Source organism: Streptomyces sp. NPDC051907 (assembly GCF_040681075.1).
GTDB lineage: Bacteria > Actinomycetota > Actinomycetes > Streptomycetales > Streptomycetaceae > Streptomyces.
Window position 1 is genome coordinate 1 of the sequence record NZ_JBFAYB010000252.1, and the last position, 1,108, is coordinate 1,108.

1 protein-coding gene is annotated in these 1,108 nt (G+C 74.1%); it reads right to left on the reverse strand.

Going from position 1 to position 1,108, the window contains the following annotated elements; all coding sequences use genetic code 11:
- A partial coding sequence (locus tag AB0M39_RS42190) for a hypothetical protein (RefSeq protein ID WP_365374550.1) occupies positions 1-916 on the reverse strand: 916 nt, incomplete at its 3' end.
- Positions 917-1,108: the final 192 nt, after the last annotated feature.

Consider the following 1,108-nt stretch of genomic DNA (forward strand, 5'->3'; position numbering starts at 1 on the left):
GGGGAGCCGGGGTGTCCACTGGAGGGGTTCGGTGATGCCGTGCTCGTCGAGGAGCGCGTGCGCGGTGTGGGTGAGCAGGTCGGCTTCGGCGGGCAGGATCCGCCACCGGAAGCGCTGGTACTGCTGGCGCTGCGCCTGGGTGCCGGCTGCGAGGTCGGGGTGGGCGAGGTGCGGTGGCGAGCCCGTCAGGGCGTGGAAGATCCAGCGCTGGGCGTGCGCGGCGTCGGGGCTGGTGGTTCGAGCGCAGGCGGCGCTGCAGGTCGAGCCAGGCCCGTGCGTCGATGAAGCTGGGGCGGCTGGTGAAAAGGGCTCGGCGGCGCGCGTAGTCGATGGGGGCGCCGTCGAGGTGGTCGGCCAGGAGGATCAGCGCGTGCAGGACGTCGGTGCAGTCGCTGCGGCGGGTGACCTCGGCCAGGAGCGTGGACACGTTGTGGCTGGTGACGGTGGTGCCGGTCAGATGGGTCGTGGCCTGGACGGAGGTGGTGTTGCCGGCGAGCAGGCAGGCGACGGCCAGGAGTTCATCGGCGCGTTGGGCCGCGGGCCTGCCGCTGAGGTGGCGGGGAGTCAGCCGCAGCGCCCACTCCGGCCACAGGGCGGTCGGCAGCCTCCCGGCCCTGGCGTCTTGGTTGGCCGGGGGCCGGGTGGAGTGGACGGCGGTGCGGCGTAGGCGGGCCACCGGCATGATCTGCGACTCCCGGCTGTAGCGCAGGGCCGCCTCGAGGGCGGGGGAGAGCGTGCCGCCGACCGAGACGACGCCGGCGGGATAGAGGGCGCGGCCGGAGGCGGCCACGCGGTCGGTCAGCCACCGCGCGGCCCGGGAGGCTGCCGGGATGTTCGCGGCACGCAGGATCGGAAAGGGCTGCCGTGATGGCCGCGGCGGTGGCTGCGGCGTCGTCGGCGCGTAGTAGCTGTGCACGTCACTGCGCCGGGTGCCCGGATCACGTTGTGAACGCGGAGGCAGCGGGTTGCCCGGTAGCGCTCAAGACGTTCGAGGACCTCGCCCGGAGCCACCAGGCCGAGGTCGTCGGACGTCGCGTGATTGAGGACCAGGGCCCCCAGGCTCTTCACGTCCCGCAGCGCCGCTCGCAAGGGCACCCCACCCGGCCCG